The sequence below is a fragment of the uncultured Brachybacterium sp. genome (assembly GCF_947500705.1).
In the GTDB taxonomy this organism is placed as follows: Bacteria; Actinomycetota; Actinomycetes; order Actinomycetales; family Dermabacteraceae; genus Brachybacterium.
Genome location: NZ_CANMSY010000008.1, coordinates 124646 through 140496 on the forward strand (window position 1 = coordinate 124646; position 15851 = coordinate 140496).

Here is a 15851-nt window from a genome sequence, read left to right on the forward strand (position 1 = left end):
CACGCGGGAAATCCGGCAAGTAATGCGAGCTGAGGACCGATGCTCTTCTGAACATCGGTCCTCAGCTCGCATTTCTCGTCGGCGGCGAGCCGACCTCGTGGTGCGGAAGTGCGCATCGGCGGCGACCACGGCGCCGGCCTCGTGTCGCACCGCGGTGCAGACGGCGTCGGTCTCCTGCCGGAGTGCGTCGATGAAGCAGGCGTTGGCGTTGCCCATGAGGCCGAAGACCTCATGGACGTGGCGGGCGAGTGTGCGGGCGACGTGGGTGGAGACGATGGCCATAGGGGTCCTCCGAGAGATATGCGAAGGCGTGTGCGCTCCGTATATGTCTCGCTCCGAGATCGCCCGGGGGTTCGTGCCCCTGGTGAGAGCACCGGCTGACGCTCCGCGATGAGCGCGCCTGACAGGGGGACAGCAGCACCGGTCCCCTCGCACCGGAGCACGACAGGGCGCGAGCCGGTGTGCTCGGCAGCTCACGCCCTGCGTCGCTCGGAGTCAGCTCACGAGTAGCTGACCACCAGCGGGGCGTGATCGGACCAGCGGGTGTCATAGCTCGGCGCACGATCCACCTGCGCGGACGATGCCTTCGCGGCGAGGCCCTCGGTGGCGAGCTGGTAGTCGATCCGCCAGCCTGCGTCGTTGTCGAAGGCCTTCCCCCGCTGCGACCACCAGGTGTACGGACCGGGGCCGTCACCATGGAGGGTGCGGTGCACGTCCACGTAGCCCGCGGCGGTGGTGAGGCGATCGAGGTAGGCACGCTCCTCGGGCAGGAACCCTGCAGACTTCAGATTGCCCTTCCAGTTCTTGATGTCCCATTCGGTGTGGGCGATATTGATGTCGCCGGTGAGCACCACGTGCCGTCCTTCGCCCCTCAGAGTCTCCAGACGCTCCATCATCACGTCGAGGAACGCGTACTTGTCGATCATCGTCTGCGGCTTCTCGGTGTTGCCCGAATGCACGTAGCAGGAGATCACCGTCATCGTGGTCCCGTCTCCCAGCGGGTCCTCGAGGTCGGCCTCGAGCCAGCGGCCGGTGTGGGCGTCCTCGTCGAGGCCGGGCAGGCCGCGGCGCACCCCGGCCAGGTCGATGCGTTCCAGGGAGGTGCGGGCAGCGATCGCCACTCCGGCGCGGCCCTTCAGCTGCGAGGCCTCCCCCACGATGGACCAGCCCTCTCCCATGAGACCGGCGAGCAGCTCCTCCGGGGCGCGCACCTCCTGCAGGGTGATGACGTCCGCCGGGGTGGAGGAGAGCCAGTCGTCCATCCCCTTCCGTGCGGCGTCGCGCAGGCCGTTGACGTTGACGGTGGCGAGGATCAGGCTCATGCGGGCATCTCGATCCCGGCGGCGCGCTCGGCCGCCTCGACGACATTCTTCAGCAGCAGCGCACGCGTCATCGGCCCGACGCCTCCGGGGTTCGGGCTGATCCAGCCGGCGACCTCGCCCACCGCAGGATCCACATCACCCACGAGCTTCGCCTTGCCCCCCTCGGGGTCCTCCCGGCGGGAGACCCCGACATCGAGCACGATCGCGCCGGGCTTGACATCCTCGGCACGGACCAGATGCGCGGCACCGGCGGCGGCGATGATCACATCGGCACGGCGCAGGTGGGAGGGCAGGTCCGTGGTCCCGGTGTGGCACAGCGTGACGGTCGCGTTGTGCTCCCGACGAGTCAGCAGCGCACCGATCGAGCGGCCGACGGTGACGCCGCGGCCGACGACCACCACGTCCTTGCCCCGGAAGTCCTGGCCATGGCGCTCCACCAGCTCGATCACGGCGCGCGGGGTGCAGGGCAGCGGGGTGTCGATCGCGGTGTAGGCGTTGAGGATCAGGCGCCCGAGGTTCGTCGGGTGCAGCCCGTCGGCATCCTTGGCCGGGTCGATCCGCTCGAGGATCGCAGCGGTGTCGATCTGCTTCGGCAGCGGGAGCTGCACGATGTACCCGGTGCAGGCGGGGTCGGCGTTGAGCTCATCGACGAGCGCCTCGACGTCCTCCTGGGTGGCGTCCGCCGGGAGGTGCTTCTGGATCGAGTTCAGCCCGATCTGCTCGCTGTCGCGATGCTTGCCGCGCACATAGGCGGCGCTGCCCGGATCATCACCCACCAGGACGGTCGCGAGGCCGGGGCGCTGCTGCCCACCCTCGACGAGTCGGGCGACGCGCTCGGCGAGCTCCTCCTTGATCGCTTTCGCGGTGGCCTTGCCGTCGAGGATCTGAGCCGTCATGGTGCTCCTTGGGTTCTCTGGGGGTGATGGATGGTGCAGCAGCTGTGGCGGAGGGCCCCTGTCCCAGGACGCGGCGCAGGGACCGGGTGCAGGGACACCAGTGGGGCCCGGCGCTGTGTGCCGGGCCCCACGGGGCTGCTCAGTACTGCTGGAGATCGGCGTACAGGGGCTTCGCCTCGGCCAGTGCAGCGGTGCGGGCACGCAACGACTCGATATCCGCGCCACCGGTCAGGGCCAGGGCGATGACATCGGCGACCTCGGTGAATTCTGCGGCGCCGAAACCGCGGGTGGCCAGCGCCGGGGTGCCGATGCGCAGGCCGGAGGTGACGCGCGGCGGGCGCGGGTCGTTGGGGACCGCATTGCGGTTCACCGTGATCCCGGCCTCGTGCAGGCGGTCCTCGGCCTGCTGGCCGTCGAGCTCGCTACCGGTGAGATCCACCAGCACCAGGTGCACATCGGTGCCCCCGGAGATCAGCTTCACGCCGGCCGCCTTGGCGTCCTCCGCCTGGAGTCGATCGGCGAGGATCTTCGCGCCTTCGAGGGTGCGGGCCTGACGGTCCTTGAAGTCTTCGGTGCCGGCGATCTTGAGCGCGATGGCCTTCGCGGCGATGACGTGCATCAGCGGCCCGCCCTGCTGGCCGGGGAAGACGGCCGAGTCGATCTTCTTGGCCCACTTCTCCTTGCACAGGATCATGCCGGAGCGGGGCCCGCCGATGGTCTTGTGGATGGTGGTGGAGACGACGTCCGCGTAGGGGACGGGGCTGGGGTGCAGGCCCGCGGCGACCAGACCCGCGAAGTGCGCCATATCGACCCAGAGCACCGCACCGACCTCGTCGGCGATCTCGCGGAATGCAGCGAAGTCGAGCTGGCGGGTGTAGGCGGACCAGCCGGCGACGATCACCTTGGGCTGCTCGGCGATGGCCAGCTCACGCACCTTGGCCATGTCGATCTGCCCGTTCTCGGGCTCGGTCTCGTAGGCGACGATGTCGTAGAGACGGCCGGAGAAGTTGATCTTCATGCCGTGGGTGAGGTGGCCGCCGTGTGCCAGCGACAGGCCCATGAGCTTGTCACCGGGGCGGGCCAGGGCATGCATCACCGCGGCGTTCGCCGAGGCGCCCGAGTGGGGCTGCACGTTGGCGTGCTCGGCGCCGAAGAGCTCCTTCGCACGGTCGATCGCGATCTGCTCGGCGACGTCGACCTCTTCGCAGCCGCCGTAGTAGCGGCGACCCGGGTAGCCCTCGGCGTACTTGTTCGTGAGCACGGATCCCTGCGCCTGCAGCACGGCGCGGGGAACGAAGTTCTCGCTCGCGATCATCTCGAGCGTGCGCTGCTGGCGCGCCAGCTCACGGTCGAGCACCTGGGCGATGTCCGGGTCGAGCTCGGAGATGGACTGGTCGAGGACGTTCACAGGGCCTCCTGCAGTGTTCGGGGCGGATGGGCGATGGACGCCGTCCGGCCATCTTAGGTCGCGGGAACGGATCCCGGCGGGGCGGCTCAGAGTTCGAGGCCGAGACGCACCGGTTCAGGGACCAGCTGCACGCCGAAGGCCGTCTTCACCCGCTGCTGGACATCCTGAGCCAGCGACACCAGGTCATCGCTGCTCGCGCCGCCGCGGTTGGTCAGGGCGAGGGAGTGCTTGGTCGAGACCGCCGCCCGCTCCCCCAGCGCATGCCCCCGCTCGATGCCGGCGTGGCTGATCAGCCAGGCGGCGCTGGTCTTGATCCGCCCGCCATCGACCGCGTAGCGCGGTGCGTCCTCAGGCAGGTGCGCCGCCTCGTCCGGCGAGAGGATCGGGTTGGTGAAGAAGGATCCGGCGCTCCAGGTGTCGTGGTCCAGCGGGTTCAGCACCATGCCCTTGTCGCCGCGGATCCGCAGCACCGCTTCCCGCACCGCGCTCATCGGGGCCCGGTCCCCGACCTCGACGCCGAGCACCTCGGCGAGCTGGCCGTAGCGGATCGGCGCGGAGCGGGAGCCGATGGTGTGCTGGAAGGTCACCGAGAGCACGACATAGCGGCCAGTGGCCGAGGGCACCGGGCCCGCATACCGGGTGCGCTTGAAGAGGCTGTCGCGGTAGGCGAACCCGCAGTCGGCGGCGAAGAAGGTGCGCACCACCTGCTTCTCCCGGTCCCAGGTGCGCACCCGGGAGATGGTCGAGGCGACCTCCTGCCCGTAGGCGCCGACGTTCTGGATCGGGGTGGCGCCGATGGTGCCGGGGATGCCCGAGAGCGCCTCGATCCCGACCATCTCGCGGGCGATCGCGTAGCGCACTGCACGATCCCAGTTCACCCCGGCGAAGTACTCGACGATGGCGCCGCCGCAGGTGGGATCCAGCGGTGTCAGCTCGGCCGGGTCCACGGGGATGCCGTCGGGCTCTCCAGAGGCGCCGACCTCGCAGGTGGCGTCCAGCAGGGGCGGCTCCTCCGGGTCCCGCAGCAGCACGACCGTGCCGTCGAACGGGGCATCGGAGGCCACCAGGTTCGAGCCGCCTCCGAGCACCAGGAGCGGCTCGCCCGCGGCGTCGGCGGCAGCGACCGCCTCGATCACCTCATCGGCGGTGCGCGCCTCGACCAGCTTCCGGATCTGACCTCCGATCCGGAGGGTCGTCAGGTCGGAGAGCTTCATGCGGCATCGTTCCCGGTGCGCGCCTCTGCAGAGTCGGGGCCCGGGAGCGCAAGAGTGGCCCGGGCGCGCCCGAGCACCTTGGTGCCGTCGAACTCGGCGGTGAGGTCCACCCTTGCCGTGCGTGCGGCCTCGTCGATCGCTGCGACGACGGCGCTCACCTCGAGGACGGCCGCGCCGGTCGCGGGCACGGGGATCGGATTCGTGAAGCGAGTCGTGTAGGCCCGCACCGCGGTGGGATCCGCGATCGCGTCGAGCAGCCCGGTCACTGCGGTGCCCATGGTGAGCATGCCGTGGGCGATGACGCCCGGGAGCCCGGCCTCGGTCGCGACGGTGTCGTTGTAGTGGATCGGGTTGAAGTCCCCCGAGGCACCGGCATACCTCACGAGCGTGTCGCGGGTGATCTCGTGCCGGGTGCGGGCGAGCTCCTGGCCGACGACCAGGTCGGCGAGATCTACTGGGGTGGGCGTGGTGGCGGTCATGTCTGCTCCTGGATTCCGGGGAGGCGGGCGTGGCGAGGTTCGGCGCGGCGGGCGTGGACCAGGGTCAGGCGCCGCGGACGACGAGCATGCTACGCACGCTGGCGACATCGGTGCCGGCCTCATCGGCCAGGTCCACGCGGGTGGTGATCATCGAGTGGCCGCCGGCGGCTCGCACCGCCTCGACGGTGAGGGTCGGCACCAGGACGTCACCGGCCACGACGGGTCGATGGAGGGTGAAGGTCTCCTCCCCGTGCACGACGCGGCGGAAGTCGATGCCTGCGGCGGGATCCTCGATGTACTGCGCCTCGGTGGCCTGGGCAAGGGAGACCAGGAAGGTCGGAGGTGCGACGACGTCGGCGTGGCCGGCTCTGCGCGCGGCCTCGGGGTCGCTGTGCAGAGGGGAGGTGGCGCCGGTGGCGTGGGCGAACTCCATGATCTTCGCGGCGGAGACCGTGTGCGCGGGTCCGGCCGGGTAGCTGCGCCCTGCGAAGGCGGGATCAGGGGTGGTGGTCACGATGTCTCCCGAGGTCGGGTCGGTGGGGCGAGGTCGGGTCGGCGGGGCCGACGAGTGTGGACTCCTCGATCATCTCACCGTCGGGCGGCCCTCGCAGCGCCCCGGCATGCTGGAGCGGCGTCCTGAACCGTGGCCCGGCCCAGCACTGGGGACTCCGGGGACGACGAAGGCCACCCGGGCAGTCCGGGTGGCCTTCGTGGAAGTGCGTGTGACTCGCTCAGCGGGTCTCGCGGTGTGCCGTCTGCTTGCCACAGGTCGGGCAGAACTTCGAGAGTTCGAGCCGGTCCGGCGTGTTGCGACGGTTCTTCTTGGTGATGTAGTTGCGCGCCTTGCAGTCAACACAAGCCATAGTGATCTTGGGACGCACGTCAGAGCTCTTGCTCGCCACGGTTCGCCTCTTTCGTCCGGGTGACGCGCTCCGCAGCGCGCCTCGTGGGTCCCCGTGCTCGGGGGATGTGGATTCTGCACGCCGGTGATGACCGGTGTGGTACCGAGGGCGGGGATCGAACCCGCGACCTCACGATTATGAGTCGTGCGCTCTAACCGTCTGAGCTACCCCGGCATGACCGATGAAGCGGCCCGTCTCGAATGAGAACGAGCCGCCGCATCCATCAGAGCCCTGAAAGGGAATCGAACCCTTGACCTTCTCCTTACCATGGAGACGCTCTGCCGACTGAGCTATCAGGGCAACCCGGTAAACCTTACCCGCCTCGTTGCCCGGAGGCAATTCGGGGGCGGACCCCGGTGCTTCGGATCACATGGACCCTCCGCGGTGGCAGATGAGGGATTCGAACCCCCGTAGGCAATGCCAGCTGATTTACAGTCAGCTCCCTTTGGCCGCTCGGGTAATCTGCCGCGACTGCTCCCGTTGCCCACCCGACCTGGATCGCGTGGCCGCCGGAAGCGGACCTGAATCAGCATAGCGGCGTCCCGCCGCCGATGCGAACCCGGAAGGGCCTCGGGCCGCATGAAGAGCATCACAGCTCTCGATGCGGCTCGTGGACAATAGGGGTGCGGCCCGTCCCTGCGGCCGCCCGAAGGAAGGACCCACCGTGGCAGATTCATCGTTCGACATCGTCAGCAAGCTCGATCGCCAGGAGATCGACAACGCTGTCAACCAGGCAGTGAAGGAGGTCGGGCAGCGGTACGACTTCCGGGGCACCGGGGCGTCGATCACGCTCAGCGGCGACGAGATCGTCATGACCGCGAACGCGGAGGAGCGCGTGCTCGCCGTGCTGGATGTGCTCCAGTCCAAGCTGATCCGTCGCGGGATCTCCCTCAAGGCGCTCGAGGTGGACGAGCCCAAGCAGTCCGGCAAGGAGACGCGTCTGGCCGCTGCACTCAAGGAGGGCATCAGCACCGAGGACGCCAAGAAGATCTCGAAGCTGATCCGCGAAGAGGGGCCCAAGGCGGTCAAGGCGCGGATCGAGGGTGACGAGCTGCGAGTCTCCTCCAAGAGCCGTGACGATCTGCAGGCCGTCATCTCGCTGCTGAAGGGCAAGGATCTGGACGTCGCGCTGCAGTTCGTCAACTACCGCTGACCCTGCCGCGCCGGCGTTCGACCTCTGCACACCACCTCTGCACACCAAGGACGGCCCCGCACCCACCAAGGGTGCGGGGCCGTCCCCACGAGAACCGGACGCTCAGGCCTGGTTCGAGGTCGAATCCTGCTGCTCAGCATGGTTGTTGAGCTCAGAACCCTTATCCGCCATCGCGTTGACCAGATCAGCCACCGGACCGCTCACGAAGCTGTTCCACTCCTGCAGATACGTGTCGTAGTCCGGACCGACCCACTCCACCGAGTTCACCAGGTTGGTGGCGCCGTTGATCAGCTCAAGAATCTGCTGACCAGCCTCATTCACGCCCTGCGCAACCTCGCGACCCTCTTCCGGATTCATACCCTTGAAAGCCATGACCTACCCCTTTCGCCCCATCCCGGAGCTTCAGAACACACAAAGAAAAGAAACCGAAGATCCGAAGATCAGGAAGACGCCTCACGCTGCGCCGCAGCGTTCCTCGTCCCACGCTCAGAGAACTCGCCACACTGCTGACTCACCTGCTGCGCAAGCTGACCAAGACCATCGGTGAACTCAGAGACGAAACGATCCCGATCCTCACCGGTCCAATCGAACTCCGACACCCGCGAAGCAATCTGCTGGAACGCCTGCTGAACATCATCGCCGGCCTGCTGAATCTGCTGAGCCATCTGCTCGACAGACTCCGGGGTCATGCCCTTCTTCATGGTGTCCTCCATGTCGTAGAAAAAACTCGGTCCCACCCACCGGAGAAGACCTCCACGGCCACCGACCGCATCCTCGACCCTGTCCCCCAGGTGATGACTCCACTCTAGAACCCCCACCCCCACGTGGCGATGGGGACAACTCCCCATGGCCCTCCACAATCCGATTCTGTGGCATTGATGCAGGTCAGGCATCTATCGGCAGCGTTCTGGCGTTGTGGACAGAGCTGGCTCCCCACTCCGGCTCCCCTTGCGGCATCGAGAGTCGTTCCGCTGCGCAGGGTCGCTCGCTGCTCTGCGACAGCGGTGCACAGCGAAGTGCCCGCCTCTCGGCTCGGACGGTCTCCAGCAGTCCCCGCAGGGTCAACGGCAGTCCCCGCAGGGCCGACGCTCCGCTGAGCCCGCACGGCCGTCGAGTCGGCGGACGGCGCCACCTCTGCGCCGGCCATGGCATGCAGGACGGCCCCGCACCCACCAAGGGTGCGGGGCCGTCCCCACGAGAACCGGACGCTCAGGCCTGGTTCGAGGTCGAATCCTGCTGCTCAGCATGGTTGTTGAGCTCAGAACCCTTATCCGCCATCGCGTTGACCAGATCAGCCACCGGACCGCTCACGAAGCTGTTCCACTCCTGCAGATACGTGTCGTAGTCCGGACCGACCCACTCCACCGAGTTCACCAGGTTGGTGGCGCCGTTGATCAGCTCAAGAATCTGCTGACCAGCCTCATTCACGCCCTGCGCAACCTCGCGACCCTCTTCCGGATTCATACCCTTGAAAGCCATGACCTACCCCTTTCGCCCCATCCCGGAGCTTCAGAACACACAAAGAAAAGAAACCGAAGATCCGAAGATCAGGAAGACGCCTCACGCTGCGCCGCAGCGTTCCTCGTCCCACGCTCAGAGAACTCGCCACACTGCTGACTCACCTGCTGCGCAAGCTGACCAAGACCATCGGTGAACTCAGAGACGAAACGATCCCGATCCTCACCGGTCCAATCGAACTCCGACACCCGCGAAGCAATCTGCTGGAACGCCTGCTGAACATCATCGCCGGCCTGCTGAATCTGCTGAGCCATCTGCTCGACAGACTCCGGGGTCATGCCCTTCTTCATGGTGTCCTCCATGTCGTAGAAAAAACTCGGTCCCACCCACCGGAGAAGACCTCCACGGCCACCGACCGCATCCTCGACCCTGTCCCCCAGGTGATGACTCCACTCTAGAACCCCCACCCCCACGTGGCGATGGGGACAACTCCCCAGGCAGAGGCCCCACCTGGCACCCATTGCCGTCCTCCCCGGGCAGGCAGAACCGCGGTGCCGCCGCCGCATGCGAAAAGCCTCGGACCCGAAGGTCCGAGGCCGTCACCAGCTGACGAAGCCGCCTGTCAGCTGAGGTCCAAGCTCACGGAGTCCTGGATCGCGCGGACGGTCTCGATCTCCTCATCCGCGCTCTCTGCACCGCAGCTGCCCACGATCTCCAGGACGTCCTTCGCCACCCCGCCACGATCGCCGACCGCATAGCGGGCAGCCTGAACAACCGTGGGGCGCCCGGGCTGCGTGTACCCGTACTCGCTGGCGATCCAGGTCATCCCCTCGACCTGGATCTCCCCCGTGCCCAGCTCCTCGAGCTCAGGCAGGGCCGCTTTGCGCTGCTCGAGGCCGGCCTTGGCCGCCTCGAGGGTGAAGTCTGGCCCGAACCGCTGCACAGTGACCACGACGTTCGCCCGAAACTGCCCCTCCACCCGGGGCTGCGCCACAGCGACCTGGACTCCGGGAACGGTCAGCGTCTCCCAGTCGTCCGGCACGTGGACGGCGATCCGCGGCGGACCGGGAAAATCTGCGCTCGGATACTCGATCTTCTTGGCCATGGATTAGCTCCGTTCGTCCCACCTCTGACGGCGCCAAACATATCAGGCACGAACGAGGCCCGAACGCGCATTCCGTGCGGGCCTCGGGGCCGGTCGCGAGAACCGGGTGATGCTCGGTCAGTTCGAGGAGGTGGCGTCCTGCTCGGCCGCATTGCGGTCTGCCGAGTCCCCGAGATCGTTGACAGCATTCATGATCTGCTGCAGCGCTGGAACCATCTCTCCGGACCATTGGCCACGGAAGCGATCTGCATCGGGACCGGTCCAATCCACCTCTTCAAGACCGGTGGTGAGCTCCTGCTCGATCCTCGTGATCTCCTCGGCCGCATCCCGGAGCTGGGCCGACATCCGCCGGACCTCTTCGACGTTCATACCCTTCGTCGCGTTCACGGTTCGGGTTCCCCTTCCTGGTGTCTCGCGCCTGCGCCCTGATCCGGTGCACCGGCCTGCTGTCGTACGGGAATCACTCTAGAGCGATCCGGGGACACGGACCATGGGGAGGAGTCCCCATGGGGACAACCGCCGGAGGACCGCGTCGTCCTGCGACGGCGGGAGGGTCCGGAACCACCCGCACCATCCTGCGCGCGAGGACTGCTCAGCCGGTGGTGATCTGCGCGACCTGCAGCTTCAGCGCGCGACCGCTGTAGACGAGGAAGCCGCGTCCGGCGGGGAAGTCCGCTCGACGGATCCTCCCCAATCCGGTGCCGAGCAGGGAGTCACCGTCCATATCGCTGGGCTGCAGCAGCAGTCCCCGGCGGCCGGCCTTGAAGGGCTGGGCGAGCACATAAGCCTGCGACCACGAGGCGGATTCGTTCTCGCCGACCACGAACTGCCCTTCGCGGGTGCTGGCACGGATCAGCTTGTCCAGATCGTTCTCGACCCCGCTGCCGGTGAAGTCTGCGACCCCGTCGATGAACAGCGCCAGCTTGCCCTCTCCGACGGTGCCGGATTCGATGGTCTCGCGCAGCTGGGCGGCGAGCTCCCGGACGGTGTCGGGATCCGACGCCTCGACGTCCCAGATCGACAGGCCGGTCAGCGGGGTACGGCGCGCCGAGAAGCGCACGAGGCGCATCGGCTCGTCCATGGCCTTCAGCCCGGTCGCGATCGTCAGCATCGCGGTGGTGCGTCCCGATCCCATCGGGCCGGTGACCATGAAGGCTCCCCGCGGCTCGTAGGTGAGCTCTGCGAGCGTCTCGTCGGCCAAGCCCAGCACCGGGAGCCCGCCACGGGTCGGTCGCAGCGAGGAGAACTCCACCCGCTCCGGCAGGCGTTCGATCGCCGGTGCCTCGGGAACCCCGGCCCTCCGCATCGCCTGGGCGAGCTTGGCGACCTCACGGGACTGCAGCGCGACGTTGGAGTCGCCGCCGTGCACCGCGACCTGCACCTCGTGACCGTCCTGGATCGCCCGCCCGGGCGGGGAGTTCGCATCCAGCACGTCCTTGGGCTCCCCGAACCCGGCGTAGTCGTCGACGCTGGCCATGCGGTGGATGAGCCGTCGCTGGATCGAGGAGCCCAGCGAGGTGGGGATGGCGTTGGGGCGGTCACCGGTGACGATGACATGCACCCCCACCTGACGGCCGTCGGTGGCGATCTGGACGAAGGCCGTGAACCACTTCGAGAGGTTCGAGTAGTCATACGCCTCGCGGAATGCTGCCATGCCATCGACCAGGAGCAGGATGCGCGGGGTGTCGGGCTTGCCCGCCAGGTCGCGGTACTCCGCGACGGAACCTGCGCGGATCCTCGCGAACTCCTTCGCCCGCTCATCGATCATCTCTCGCAGGGTCCGCAGGAGGCGGATCACCCGCTCCTCGTCATCGCCAGGGATGATCGAGCCCACGTGCGGGAGCTCCTCCAGCATCGTCAGACCGGACGCGCCGAAGTCGAGCCCGTAGACATGCACAGGACCGCCGCGCACGGTCGAGGCGGCCGAGATCGCGAAGGTGCGCAGGGTGGTGGATTTTCCGGAGCCGCCGGTCCCGTAGATCGCCATGTTGCCGTCGCGGTCGGGGTAGTAGGACGTGGTCGGCTGCGCCTGATCCTCGGGAACATCCATGACGCCGAGCAGGAGCTCCTCGTCGGTGCGCCTGCTGGGCAGCCGGGAGAGGTCGTAGGCGTCGGCCAGCTCGGAGAGCCATGGCTTGCGGGGCGCCGGCACCCCGGCGCTCTCCGCAGCGGCCTTGACCGTGGCGACCACCCGGGAGATGTCATTGGGGCCGGGGTCCTTGACCTCCTTGGTGGGCGGAGAGGGGATGTCCCACTGCTCACCGGTGCCGAAATCCTTCTCGACGATGTCGATCCGCGCCCGTTCGGGCTCGTCAGTGGTCCAGCCGCCGGCGTAACCGGTCTGGAAGGTGGCGATGCGGCCGGGCCCGGTCTTGGCTGCGCCGCGCCCCGGGATGCTGGGGTCGAAGTGCGCGGACATCTTGTCTCCCAGGATGTCCTTGGAATCCGCTTCATCCGCCATGCGCAGGGCGATGCGGAGGTTCGTGTTGGCCCGCAGGTTGTCCTTGATGACACCGGCCGGGCGCTGGGTGGCGAGGATCAGGTGCAGGCCCAGGGAACGGCCGCGGGCGGCGACGTCCACGACGCCGTCCACGAACTCGGGGATCTCCTTGGCCAGCGCCGCGAACTCGTCGACGATGATGATCAGGCTGGGCGGCGCCTCGGGGTCGCCGGTCCGCTCGAGGGAGACCAGATCCTTCGCCTTCTTGCGGTTGAGCAGGTGCTCGCGGTAGTGCAGCTCGGCGCGCAGCGAGGTCAGGGCGCGCCGCACGAGGTGCTGGGAGAGGTCGGTGACCAAACCCACGGTATGGGGCAGCGCGACCGCGTCGGCGAACGCCGCTCCACCCTTGTAGTCCACGAACAGGAAGGTCACCCGGTCGGGGCTGTGGGCGGTGGCCATGCCCAGCACCCAGGCCTGGAGGAACTCCGACTTGCCGGCGCCGGTGGTGCCTCCGACCAGGGCGTGCGGGCCGTTGGTGCGCAGGTCCAGATGGTAGGCGTCCTGGCCGTTGTGGCCGATCAGTCCGCGGAGGTTCGCATCATGCTTGCGGCGCTGCGGCTCGGAGCCGTCGCGCGGGGTGAGGGAGTTGTTCTCCTTCCACCGCTCGATGATGTAGTTGGGGTCCTCGGCCGTCTGCATGCCGGCGAGCTTGAGATAGGAGATCGCGCGAGGGAGGTCGGAGTCGTCGTCGATCGGGACTCCCGCATCGACCACCGGAGAGAGATGGCGGGCCACACCGGAGGCCACCTCGACCGAGACGGTCTCGACGGTGACCGGGTAGAACCGCTCCCCCAGTCGCACGTGGCCGGCGCTCGCGCCGTCGACCGACTCCTCGACGGAGACGTAGGTGCGGCAGGCCGCCGGCAATGCGGCGATGTTGGAGGCGCACCAGATGACATGCACGCCGACGTCCGGTCCGCGCTCCGCGATGCGCACCAGGCGGGCCCGGTCCACGGGTGCATCGTCCTCGATGATGACCACCAGGCTCGGGGTGACCGGCTCGGGCGGGATCGGGGTCTCCTGCGTGATGTCCGCGGTCATCGGGGTGCGCAGCTGGGGCGGGGCGTCTCCGACCCGCTGCTCGATGAGCTCCTCGATCCGTGCGACCAGCGAGTTGCCCCGCCCGGGGGTGTCGGCGAGGTGGTCTCCGGGCAGCGGCGAGTGCGGGCTCGAGGTGTGCGGGAGCCACTTCAGCCACTGCCACATCTCGCGGCTCGAGCGGGAGGTGATCGCGGCGATCGCGACCTCTGCCGGTGAATGGAGGGAGAAGAGCTGGGTGACGATGCCGCGGGCGACCCCGTCGGCCTCCTCCCCACCGCCGGCGACACCGAGGTTCCCGGCGCTGCGGAGCTCCGCGACCACGGGCACCCCGGCGATCAGCTTGTACTCCTCGTTCATGTCATCGAGCATGTCGTAGTACTTCGGGATCGCGTCGTTCTCCCCCGGCATCTCGATGCCCACGCGGGACTCGGCGACGCCCAGTCCCAGCCTCACGGTGCCGAAGGCGTTGTGCTCGGGACGGTGGGTCCACAGCAGGCGCCCCAGGCGGAAGGCGGCATCCACGGTGTCGGCGGCCGACGGCGCCTCCACCAGCCGCACTGCACGCTCGAGGTCCTGTGCGGCGGTGACCCGGCGTTTGAGGGAGGCCAGCCCCTCCTCGAAGTTCTTGATCTGGCGCTCGAGCATCTTCTTCTGCTGGAACTTGCGGTTCAGGTATCCCGCGGTGGCCATCATCGGCATCATGAACACGAACATGAGCGAGAACGGGCTGCGGGTCATCGAGAACATGAAGCCGCCCATGAGGATCGGGGCGAACATCATGAAGATCGGGAAGAACTGCGGGTTGGGCTCCTTCGGCGGGGCCGGCGCCTTGAGCGGGCGGTAGGGGAACCGCGGCACCACCCGGGGCGAGCGGTTGAACTCGACCACCGGAGAGCTCGGGGCGGTGCCGCCGAGGCGATGCAGGGCGATCACCGAGAAGGTGGTCTGGCCGATCAGGACCGTGTCCGCGGGGCCGACCACCGCACGCTGGACCTGTTCGCCGCCGATCACCACCCCGTTGGAGGAATGCAGGTCGACGACCTCGATCGAGTCCCCGACGTTGATGCGGGCATGCCGCTTGGAGAGCATCGGATCCGCGATGCGGATGTCCAGATCGCCCTCGCGACCGATCACGCTGGACCCCGTGGGCAGGGGGAACTCGCGGCCCGTCTCGGGTCCCGACAGCACCCGCATCAATGCGACCGCCGCGCCGCGCGACTCGGAGCGGGTGGCGTACTCGGTGGAGGAACGGGCGATCGAGACCACGCTGCCGGAGCGCAGGCCAGCCTGGATGAGGTCGATCTCGCGGTCCAGGGAGCGCACCCCCTTCGCCCCGGAGCCCGCACCAGGGTCCTGGACCTGCAGGGTCAGGCCCTCGGGCGCCACCACGTCGTTGCGCAGCGGATCCGCGAGATACAGAGCCCCCGCCACATCGGCGACCGTCGCGGTCGCATCGGCGGTGACCTCGAGATCGGTCAGCCGGTCCTCGGGCCTGCGCAGCGTGAGCTTGATACGCATTGGTGTTCCTCCCCCTCAGCGGACCCCTCGTCCGCCTGCCGCAGCGCCCCTGGGGACACCCCGTTCCATGAATGCGTGTGCGTGCCTCGACCGATCGCGGCGGTGTCGGCGGTGGATCAGTCCTCGTCGGCGTCCTGCGACTGCTCCAGCAGGTGCAGGTCTTCGCTGCTGACCAATCGGGAGAAGACGGCGTGCTCCACCAGCCGGGCCCGCCGATTGCTGGCGAGCTTGCCCGGTCCGCCGCGCAGTCCGCGGACGCCGAGTCGGTCGAGCTTGTCGCAGACGTTGTCGAGCTTGCGGTTGAACTTCGTGAGCGGCCATCCCAGTCGTGCGGCGGCCTGGGCCGAGGTCGGCACCGAGCTCATCCCGGATCCTTCCCGGGTCAGCATCGGCTCGGCGAGCCCGAGGATGAGGAGCTTCTGGCTCGGGGTGAGCTGCACCGAACCGACCGTGGTCTCCCCTGCCGGGTCCTCGGGGCCGGCGATCCGGGCGAACTCCGGGGACTCGGCATGCACCGACAGGTCGTAGGTGGTGGGACCGGCCGTGAACACCACCTTGGTGACGTCGAAGACCAGCGGGATGCGCGCGCCAGGAGCGAGCCAGGCCTGCATCGAACCGATGCCATCGGTGACCGTCGCGGACAGTCGCGAGCCGATGTTGACCAGCCACCACATCGACTCCACCTGGACGATCGTGAGGAAACGTCGATGCAGGAAGGGATTGTCCTCATCGATCGCGAGATCGGCCTCGCGGCCGATCGTCAGCTCCTCACCATCCTCGACGCGGTACCACTCCCCGCAGAACTCGACCGAAATCGTCGACGCCATCGTCAGCCGTCCCCTCTGTCGTCACGAC

At 68.1% G+C, this 15851-nt stretch carries 16 protein-coding genes, 3 tRNA genes and 1 pseudogene; 1 reads left to right on the plus strand and 19 read right to left on the minus strand.

From position 1 onward, the window contains the following. Positions 1 to 105 precede the first annotated feature (105 nt). The 11 genes and pseudogenes from Q0937_RS13890 to Q0937_RS13940 form a co-directional block, all read right to left on the minus strand. Positions 106 to 282 (minus strand): annotated as a pseudogene (locus tag Q0937_RS13890) (thiamine pyrophosphate-binding protein); the annotation flags it as partial. Between the two features lie 218 nt (positions 283 to 500). Further along, complete coding sequence (locus tag Q0937_RS13895; protein WP_299304684.1) at positions 501 to 1322, minus strand: exodeoxyribonuclease III; 822 nt, start codon at positions 1320 to 1322, stop codon at positions 501 to 503. Continuing rightward, a complete protein-coding gene (locus tag Q0937_RS13900; protein WP_299304686.1) occupies positions 1319 to 2218 on the minus strand; it encodes a bifunctional methylenetetrahydrofolate dehydrogenase/methenyltetrahydrofolate cyclohydrolase in 900 nt (299 codons plus the stop codon). Before Q0937_RS13900 ends, Q0937_RS13895 begins: the two co-directional genes overlap by 4 nt. A 139-nt stretch (positions 2219 to 2357) precedes the next feature. After that, on the minus strand, positions 2358 to 3626 hold the full coding sequence (gene glyA / locus Q0937_RS13905) for a serine hydroxymethyltransferase (RefSeq protein WP_299304689.1): 1269 nt from the start codon (positions 3624 to 3626) through the stop codon (positions 2358 to 2360). Between the two features lie 86 nt (positions 3627 to 3712). Then, complete coding sequence (locus Q0937_RS13910) at positions 3713 to 4840, minus strand: UDP-N-acetylmuramate dehydrogenase (RefSeq protein ID WP_299304691.1); 1128 nt, start codon at positions 4838 to 4840, stop codon at positions 3713 to 3715. Continuing rightward, entirely contained in the window at positions 4837 to 5319 is a 483-nt protein-coding gene (locus Q0937_RS13915) for a MaoC/PaaZ C-terminal domain-containing protein (protein ID WP_299304693.1), read from the minus strand. The genes Q0937_RS13910 and Q0937_RS13915 overlap by 4 nt, the downstream gene beginning before the upstream one ends. Before the next feature lie 64 nt (positions 5320 to 5383). Further along, positions 5384 to 5833 (minus strand): MaoC family dehydratase N-terminal domain-containing protein, encoded by a 450-nt coding sequence (locus tag Q0937_RS13920; protein WP_299304696.1) that lies wholly within the window; start codon positions 5831 to 5833, stop codon positions 5384 to 5386. Between the two features lie 217 nt (positions 5834 to 6050). Then, positions 6051 to 6221, minus strand: coding sequence for a 50S ribosomal protein L33 (rpmG, locus tag Q0937_RS13925; RefSeq protein ID WP_029360274.1), 171 nt, complete (start codon positions 6219 to 6221; stop codon positions 6051 to 6053). Between the two features lie 97 nt (positions 6222 to 6318). Continuing rightward, a tRNA-Met gene (locus Q0937_RS13930) sits at positions 6319 to 6395 on the minus strand. Positions 6396 to 6448: 53 nt separating this feature from the next. Next, positions 6449 to 6521: transfer RNA gene (locus Q0937_RS13935), tRNA-Thr, on the minus strand. Positions 6522 to 6606: 85 nt separating this feature from the next. Beyond that, a tRNA-Tyr gene (locus tag Q0937_RS13940) sits at positions 6607 to 6688 on the minus strand. A gap of 197 nt (positions 6689 to 6885) precedes the next feature. Here Q0937_RS13940 and Q0937_RS13945 point away from each other — a divergent pair. Further along, positions 6886 to 7374, plus strand: a complete 489-nt coding sequence (locus tag Q0937_RS13945; protein ID WP_299304716.1) for a YajQ family cyclic di-GMP-binding protein — start codon at positions 6886 to 6888, stop codon at positions 7372 to 7374. Between the two features lie 102 nt (positions 7375 to 7476). On the opposite strand, the gene Q0937_RS13950 is transcribed toward Q0937_RS13945, so the two are convergent. The 8 genes from Q0937_RS13950 to Q0937_RS13985 all read right to left on the minus strand — a co-directional run bounded on the left by Q0937_RS13950 (position 7477) and on the right by Q0937_RS13985 (position 15823). Next, the gene (locus Q0937_RS13950; RefSeq protein ID WP_299304719.1) at positions 7477 to 7746 is read right to left on the minus strand and encodes a hypothetical protein; all 270 of its coding nucleotides are present in this window, start codon (positions 7744 to 7746) and stop codon (positions 7477 to 7479) included. A gap of 68 nt (positions 7747 to 7814) precedes the next feature. Further along, the gene (locus Q0937_RS13955; RefSeq protein ID WP_299304721.1) at positions 7815 to 8075 is read right to left on the minus strand and encodes a hypothetical protein; all 261 of its coding nucleotides are present in this window, start codon (positions 8073 to 8075) and stop codon (positions 7815 to 7817) included. A 508-nt stretch (positions 8076 to 8583) separates the two neighbouring features. Beyond that, positions 8584 to 8853, minus strand: a complete 270-nt coding sequence (locus Q0937_RS13960) for a hypothetical protein (RefSeq protein ID WP_299304719.1) — start codon at positions 8851 to 8853, stop codon at positions 8584 to 8586. Positions 8854 to 8921: 68 nt separating this feature from the next. Further along, positions 8922 to 9182, minus strand: a complete 261-nt coding sequence (locus tag Q0937_RS13965) for a hypothetical protein (RefSeq protein WP_299304721.1) — start codon at positions 9180 to 9182, stop codon at positions 8922 to 8924. Positions 9183 to 9454: 272 nt separating this feature from the next. Beyond that, positions 9455 to 9937, minus strand: a complete 483-nt coding sequence (locus Q0937_RS13970; protein ID WP_299304724.1) for a hypothetical protein — start codon at positions 9935 to 9937, stop codon at positions 9455 to 9457. 117 nt (positions 9938 to 10054) lie between these two features. Beyond that, positions 10055 to 10324: a WXG100 family type VII secretion target gene (locus Q0937_RS13975; protein ID WP_299304727.1), complete on the minus strand. Its 270-nt coding sequence runs from the start codon at positions 10322 to 10324 to the stop codon at positions 10055 to 10057. A 205-nt stretch (positions 10325 to 10529) separates the two neighbouring features. After that, complete coding sequence (locus Q0937_RS13980; protein WP_299304730.1) at positions 10530 to 14996, minus strand: FtsK/SpoIIIE domain-containing protein; 4467 nt, start codon at positions 14994 to 14996, stop codon at positions 10530 to 10532. 116 nt (positions 14997 to 15112) lie between these two features. After that, positions 15113 to 15823, minus strand: a complete 711-nt coding sequence (locus Q0937_RS13985) for a hypothetical protein (protein ID WP_299304733.1) — start codon at positions 15821 to 15823, stop codon at positions 15113 to 15115. Between the last annotated feature and the right edge of the window lie 28 nt (positions 15824 to 15851).

Excerpts from the sequence above, each read along its gene's own strand:
- Q0937_RS13910 (WP_299304691.1), bottom strand. The coding sequence starts at position 4,840 with ATGAAGCTCTCCGACCTGACGACCCTCCGGATCGGAGGTCAGATCCGG.
- Q0937_RS13980 (WP_299304730.1), bottom strand. The coding sequence starts at position 14,996 with ATGCGTATCAAGCTCACGCTGCGCAGGCCCGAGGACCGGCTGACCGAT.
- Q0937_RS13985 (WP_299304733.1), bottom strand. The coding sequence starts at position 15,823 with ATGGCGTCGACGATTTCGGTCGAGTTCTGCGGGGAGTGGTACCGCGTC.
- Q0937_RS13950 (WP_299304719.1), bottom strand. The coding sequence starts at position 7,746 with ATGGCTTTCAAGGGTATGAATCCGGAAGAGGGTCGCGAGGTTGCGCAG.
- Q0937_RS13900 (WP_299304686.1), bottom strand. The coding sequence starts at position 2,218 with ATGACGGCTCAGATCCTCGACGGCAAGGCCACCGCGAAAGCGATCAAG.
- Q0937_RS13955 (WP_299304721.1), bottom strand. The coding sequence starts at position 8,075 with ATGAAGAAGGGCATGACCCCGGAGTCTGTCGAGCAGATGGCTCAGCAG.
- Q0937_RS13960 (WP_299304719.1), bottom strand. The coding sequence starts at position 8,853 with ATGGCTTTCAAGGGTATGAATCCGGAAGAGGGTCGCGAGGTTGCGCAG.
- Q0937_RS13895 (WP_299304684.1), bottom strand. The coding sequence starts at position 1,322 with ATGAGCCTGATCCTCGCCACCGTCAACGTCAACGGCCTGCGCGACGCC.
- Q0937_RS13915 (WP_299304693.1), bottom strand. The coding sequence starts at position 5,319 with ATGACCGCCACCACGCCCACCCCAGTAGATCTCGCCGACCTGGTCGTC.
- Q0937_RS13965 (WP_299304721.1), bottom strand. The coding sequence starts at position 9,182 with ATGAAGAAGGGCATGACCCCGGAGTCTGTCGAGCAGATGGCTCAGCAG.
- Q0937_RS13970 (WP_299304724.1), bottom strand. The coding sequence starts at position 9,937 with ATGGCCAAGAAGATCGAGTATCCGAGCGCAGATTTTCCCGGTCCGCCG.